Origin of the sequence: Synechococcus sp. R6-7 (assembly GCF_047461695.1) — a bacterium.
Lineage (GTDB): Bacteria > Cyanobacteriota > Cyanobacteriia > Thermostichales > Thermostichaceae > Thermostichus.
In genome coordinates this window covers 1-5129 of sequence record NZ_JANSHS010000190.1, presented here as the reverse complement: position 1 = coordinate 5129, position 5129 = coordinate 1, and the positions used below count along the sequence as shown (strand labels likewise).

Here is a 5129-nt window from a genome sequence, read left to right as displayed (position 1 = left end):
CTCAACCGCGTGGACGAGATCATCGTCTTCCGGCAACTGACCAAGGATGAGGTGAAGCAGATTGCCGACATCCTGCTCAAGGAAGTGTTTGACCGCATGACGGAGAAGAAAATCCGCCTTACGGTCAGCGACCGCTTCAAAGACTTGGTGGTGGAGGAGGGGTATAACCCCAGCTACGGGGCACGCCCGCTGCGCCGCGCCATCCAACGCCTGCTGGAAGACATCCTGGCGGAAGAGATCCTGACTGGGCATGTCCGGGAGGGATCGGAGGTGCTCATCGATGTGGATGAGGAGCGCAAGCCCAAGGTGTTGGTCACGGAGCCGGAGCGGGTTCTCTTGCCTCAAGGGGCGGAGTAAAGCTGGCTTTGAGAGGTCCTCAGACTGCAAGGGATCCGTTGGGATGCTGCGGATCCCTTGTGGTCCTCAAGTGTTGTTTTTCTGGTGTTTTTCAGTTGAACAGACCCAGGCGTAGGAGATCTCTGGCATGGTGCAATCGACCTACTACTACTATGGCGGCGCTCCGGTTCGTACCCCACCCCCAGATTTGGCTTCGCTGCTGCTGCAGGAGCGCATTGTCTACCTGGGCTTGCCCCTTGCGGAAGAGTCGAATGCCAACGTCACCAAGCTGATCATCGAGCAACTGCTGTATCTGCAGTACGAGGATCGGGAAAAGCCGATCAAGATGTACATCAACTCGACGGGCACCTATAACTACGACACAGCGGCCTTTGCCATTCTGGACACCATGAACTACATCAAGCCGCCTGTGCATACTATCTGCATCGGCAATGCCATTGGGATGGCGGCCATGTTATTGGCAGCAGGAGCCAAAGGATTTCGGGCCAGTCTGCCCAATGCCACGATCGTGCTCCACCAGCCCTATGGGGGCACCCGTGGACAGGCCAGCGACATCGAAATTCGCACCCGCGAGATTCTGACTTTGCGCAACATGATGCTGGAGCAACTGTCCCGCAGCACGGGCCAGCCTATGGAGCGCATCAAGAAGGACACGGAGCGGCTATTTTTCATGACACCAGAGGAAGCCAAAGCCTACGGCCTCATCGATCAGGTGCTGACCAGTTCCAAAGGCGTGCCGAAGTTGGCAACAGCCAAAAACTGAAGCAGAGGGATCCGTCCATGGTTCAAGTTCCCGTACAGCCTTTGACGGTGGGGGAGTACCTACGCCTCACGGACGGGCTTTATGAAGGACGGGTTGAACCTGAAGACGGGTCCATTCGGGAAGCCGAGGAGCGTATGAACACCCTCATTGAGCTGTTTCTGGTTGCGGAATTGCCCAAGTTTTTGCCCATCCAACGCCTGAGCTTGGGCCAAGTTGAGGTCGAAGTGCCCGCAGCCAAGGCTCGGTTGCGCAATCCAGAGGTGATGGCTTTGCATCCCGCTATGTGAGCTTGCTGGGAAACGGTTGCGGAGTCCTTGCCTGCACATGCCCCTGCCGCTGTTGGTGGTGGAAGTCGTTTCCCCCGGAGTAGACAATGAAAAACACGATTATCAAGACAAGCGCAAAGATTATGCTGCCCGTGGGATCATATTGGATTGTGGATCCCGCCAAGCAGTCGGTTTCCGCGGTGCGCTGGGTTGGCGGAGAATACGAAGGCGAGGTCAAAACTGGATCTGGACGCATTGTTTCCTCGGTTTTGCCCCAGCTGGATTTGAGCGCGGAAGATATCTTACAAGCGCGTCGTTCTGTGTTTCATACTTTGCCAGGAGAAACTTATGCCGATTGGAGTGCCTCGGGTTCCCTACCGTTTGCCCGGCGAGCCCTATAGCCAGTGGATTAGCCTTGACGATCGCCTGTACCAAGAGCGGATTTTGTTTATCGGCGAGCCCATTGACGATAGCTTGGCCAATACCATCGTGGGGGTGATGCTCTACCTCAACTCGCAGGATCCGCAAAAGGACATTGTGATGTACATCAATTCTCCCGGTGGCTCTGTGACGGCGGGCATGGCCATCTACGACACCATGAACCACATCAAGCCAGATATCGTTACGGTTTGCGTGGGCCAAGCAGCTTCGATGGGAGCCTTTTTGTTGGCTGCTGGCACCAAGGGCAAGCGGTTTGCCCTGCCCCACTCCCGCATCATGCTGCACCAGCCTTCGCTGGGCACGATCCAAGGCCAAGCCAGCGACATTGAAATTCGCGCCCGCGAAACTCTGCGAGTCAAACGACGCATGAACGAGATCTTGGCGCAAACCACCGGCCAACCGCTGGAGAAAATCGAGCGGGATGTGGAGCGAGACTTTTACCTCTCGGCCACGGAAGCTCAGGCTTACGGCATCGTGGATCGGGTGATCCAAGAGCGCTCGGAAGCCATGGCCAGCTAAAGGGATCCCCCCCTTTCCCCCAGCAACAGGTCGAGGGGTTGGGAAAGGTTGGGAGGGATCCCTTCAAGGGGTGGAGTTCAGTGGACAACGCTAGGAGAACCGGTCGGATGGGCCAACGGCTCTGGAGTGCAGGACTGGGCTGCTGCGCGGGTCTGCTGCTGCTTTGGCCGGAAGCTTGGGCACTGCCCCCTGCCGATGAGATCCCGGAAGAGGTGTTGCGGGCGCAGCCAGATTTGCGGGCTCGCTCTCCGGTCGATAATCAGCCCCTCACCGCCGACGAAGCTCTGGAACTCCAGGAAGCCTTGGCAGCTCGGCCCGAAACCGGATCTGTCTCTCCAGAGGTGGAGCGGCTGATCTTTTTGCTCAGGCTGCGCAAAGGATTTCGAGATCTGTTGCCTTTTTTGTTCCCCTGACTGTTTTCTGGCCCTCACCCCCTGTCCCTCTCTCCCCAAGGGCGAGGGGAAGAGGCCGGTGGGATCCCTTTTTGGTAACGGTAGGGTCCGGCGCGGGATCCCCAGGTTTGTTGGCCAGTGGCGGCGTCAAAGCCCCGATCCCAGGTGATGAATTCGCTGGGGGTGAGGTCGAACTCGATGTGGATATAGGTGCTATCCCCGGGGTTCAGACGACATTCTCCACCTGGCAGCATTTCGCCGTGGTAGCAGTCTGGGCGCTTTTCCACCAAAATGGGACAACCGGGCAAATGCTCCAGGTCGGCCAAGGAGAGCTGCGCCAAGCGCTGCGGATCCTGAGAGGCACCTGCCCAAGCTGCTTGATCCCGCAATTTGTAGTTCTCGATCCGCAAGGGATCCCCCAATACCTGGAGCACCCGGCTGCGATAAAACTGGCCCGGCGTGTGCTGGTTAAATTGCTCGGTAAAAAAGCCGATCCCCTCCGAGAACAGGTGGGGAAGGCGCACGTACCAAAGGCTGACCGGCACAAACCACACCGGCTCTGCCATCGCCTGGGTGCGGTTGCTGTAGTAGCCCTCCAGCCAGTTGGCCAGGGTGTACAAGTCGGAATTGGATTTTTCGTCTACCATAAGGGACTATGACAAAACTTACCCCCAGCTCTAGCTATAGCATTGCCCTGCGCATTCGCCTGCTCAACCAGCCGGGAGCCCTAGCCCGCGTCACCCAGGCCATTGCGGAAGTGGGAGGCAGCCTCAGCCAGATCGATCTCATCCACCAATCGGCAGCAGAAACGGTGCGAGAAATCTGTGTAGATGCCGTCAGCAGCGAGCATGCTCAGCAAATTTACGCCGCCGTTGCCTCCTTGGCCAATGTGAAGGTGGAGCGGGCGGTGGACCGCACCTTTGAGCTGCACCGCGGGGGAAAGCTGCAGGTGGTGGCCAAAAGCCCCCTGGAGAGCGCCGCCGATCTGGCCATGGCCTACACGCCGGGGGTGGGGCGGGTTTCCCTAGAAATTGCTGCCAACCCCGCCGCGGTCTATGAGTACACCATCAAGGGCAACAGTGTAGGCATTGTAACCGATGGCAGTGCGGTGCTGGGCTTGGGGAATGTCGGCCCGGAGGCAGCTTTGCCGGTGATGGAGGGGAAGGCGGCGCTGTTCAAGCGCTTTGCCGATATCGATGCCTTTCCTCTGTGCCTGGCCACTCAGGAGGTGGGGGAAATTGTAGAGACGGTGGTGCGCCTGGCGCCGGGATTTGGCGGCTTTAACCTGGAAGACATCAGCGCCCCTCGCTGCTTTGCCATTGAGTCTCAGCTCAAGGCCCGCCTCAACCTGCCGGTGTTTCACGACGATCAGCACGGCACCGCCATTGTGGTGCTGGCGGCGCTGCTGAATGCCCTGAAAGTGGTGAAAAAGAGCCTAGACGAGGTGCGCATTGTCCTCAACGGGGCCGGGGCAGCCGGCATTGCCGTGACGCAACTGCTGCAGCGGGCCGGGGCAGCCCACATCCTCGTCTGCGACCGCCAAGGGATCCTCAGCCGCTCCCGTTCCGATCTCACCCCCGAGAAGGCGGCCATTGCCGTCGAGGAGAAGGGATCCCTGGCAGAAGCCTTGGTGGGAGCGGATGTGTTTATTGGGGTGAGCGTGGCCAATGCCCTGACAGTGGAGATGGTAGAAAAAATGGCACCGGATCCCATCGTCTTTGCCCTGGCCAACCCGGTGCCCGAGATCCAGCCGGAGCTGGTGGGCAATCGGGTGGCAGTGATGGCCACGGGCCGCAGCGACTACCCCAACCAAATCAACAACGTGCTGGCCTTTCCGGGCGTGTTTCGCGGCGCCCTCGACTGCCGCGCCAAGCAGATCAACACCGAGATGTGCCTGGCTGCCGCTCAAGCCATTGCTGCCTTGATCCCTGCCGAAGAGTTGGATCCCCAGTGGATCATCCCCTCGGTCTTCGACGGGCGGGTGGTTCCTCAGGTGGCCGCTGCGGTAATCCAGGCTGCCCGCCAAACCGGCGTGGCCGGGATCCCTTGAGGGCTACCTAGGGCACCAGGTGACAAGCCACAAAATGCCCCGCGCTCACCTCGCGAAAGGCCGGGGGTGGATCTTGGCCTGTTCCTTCCCTGGGGGGAACTCACACCAGACGACCCAAGCGCTCCCGCAACTCAGCGGCGGCCTGCTCCAGGTGCTCAGGGGTGTAACCGGTGGTCTCTACCCTGACAGCAAGGTGGGTGTCCTGGCTCTGGTGGAGATGGATCCACAAGATGTGGCGGCCGTCCTCTGTTTTGCGGTTTGCAGCTTTGACGCTGTTTTTGGGGGCAGAGTAAGCGTGCGGGTCGTAGCGGACCAGATCCACCCAGGGAATGTCTCGCAGG

The 5129-nt window shown here is 59.4% G+C and carries 6 protein-coding genes and 2 pseudogenes; 6 read left to right on the top strand and 2 right to left on the bottom strand.

The features are described 5' to 3' along the window. The 5 genes and pseudogenes from NW815_RS06475 to NW815_RS06455 all read left to right on the top strand — a co-directional run. A pseudogene (locus NW815_RS06475) lies at positions 1-357 on the top strand (ATP-dependent Clp protease ATP-binding subunit ClpC); the annotation flags it as partial. A gap of 127 nt (positions 358-484) precedes the next feature. Then, the gene (locus tag NW815_RS06470) at positions 485-1120 is read left to right on the top strand and encodes an ATP-dependent Clp protease proteolytic subunit (RefSeq protein WP_414349574.1); all 636 of its coding nucleotides are present in this window, start codon (positions 485-487) and stop codon (positions 1118-1120) included. A gap of 17 nt (positions 1121-1137) precedes the next feature. Next, positions 1138-1407 (top strand): hypothetical protein, encoded by a 270-nt coding sequence (locus NW815_RS06465; RefSeq protein ID WP_414349572.1) that lies wholly within the window; start codon positions 1138-1140, stop codon positions 1405-1407. 327 nt (positions 1408-1734) lie between these two features. Further along, on the top strand, positions 1735-2346 hold the full coding sequence (locus NW815_RS06460; RefSeq protein WP_011432257.1) for an ATP-dependent Clp protease proteolytic subunit: 612 nt from the start codon (positions 1735-1737) through the stop codon (positions 2344-2346). A gap of 107 nt (positions 2347-2453) precedes the next feature. Continuing rightward, entirely contained in the window at positions 2454-2759 is a 306-nt protein-coding gene (locus NW815_RS06455; protein WP_414387969.1) for a hypothetical protein, read from the top strand. 14 nt (positions 2760-2773) lie between these two features. Here NW815_RS06455 and NW815_RS06450 read toward each other — a convergent pair whose 3' ends face one another. Continuing rightward, positions 2774-3385 (bottom strand): chromophore lyase CpcT/CpeT, encoded by a 612-nt coding sequence (locus tag NW815_RS06450; protein ID WP_414387967.1) that lies wholly within the window; start codon positions 3383-3385, stop codon positions 2774-2776. 8 nt (positions 3386-3393) lie between these two features. On the opposite strand from NW815_RS06450, the gene NW815_RS06445 reads away from it, so the two are divergent. Beyond that, the gene (locus tag NW815_RS06445; RefSeq protein WP_414387965.1) at positions 3394-4788 is read left to right on the top strand and encodes a malic enzyme-like NAD(P)-binding protein; all 1395 of its coding nucleotides are present in this window, start codon (positions 3394-3396) and stop codon (positions 4786-4788) included. A gap of 100 nt (positions 4789-4888) precedes the next feature. On the opposite strand, the pseudogene NW815_RS06440 reads toward NW815_RS06445, so the two are convergent. Continuing rightward, positions 4889-5129, bottom strand: a pseudogene (locus tag NW815_RS06440) (CRISPR-associated protein); the annotation flags it as partial.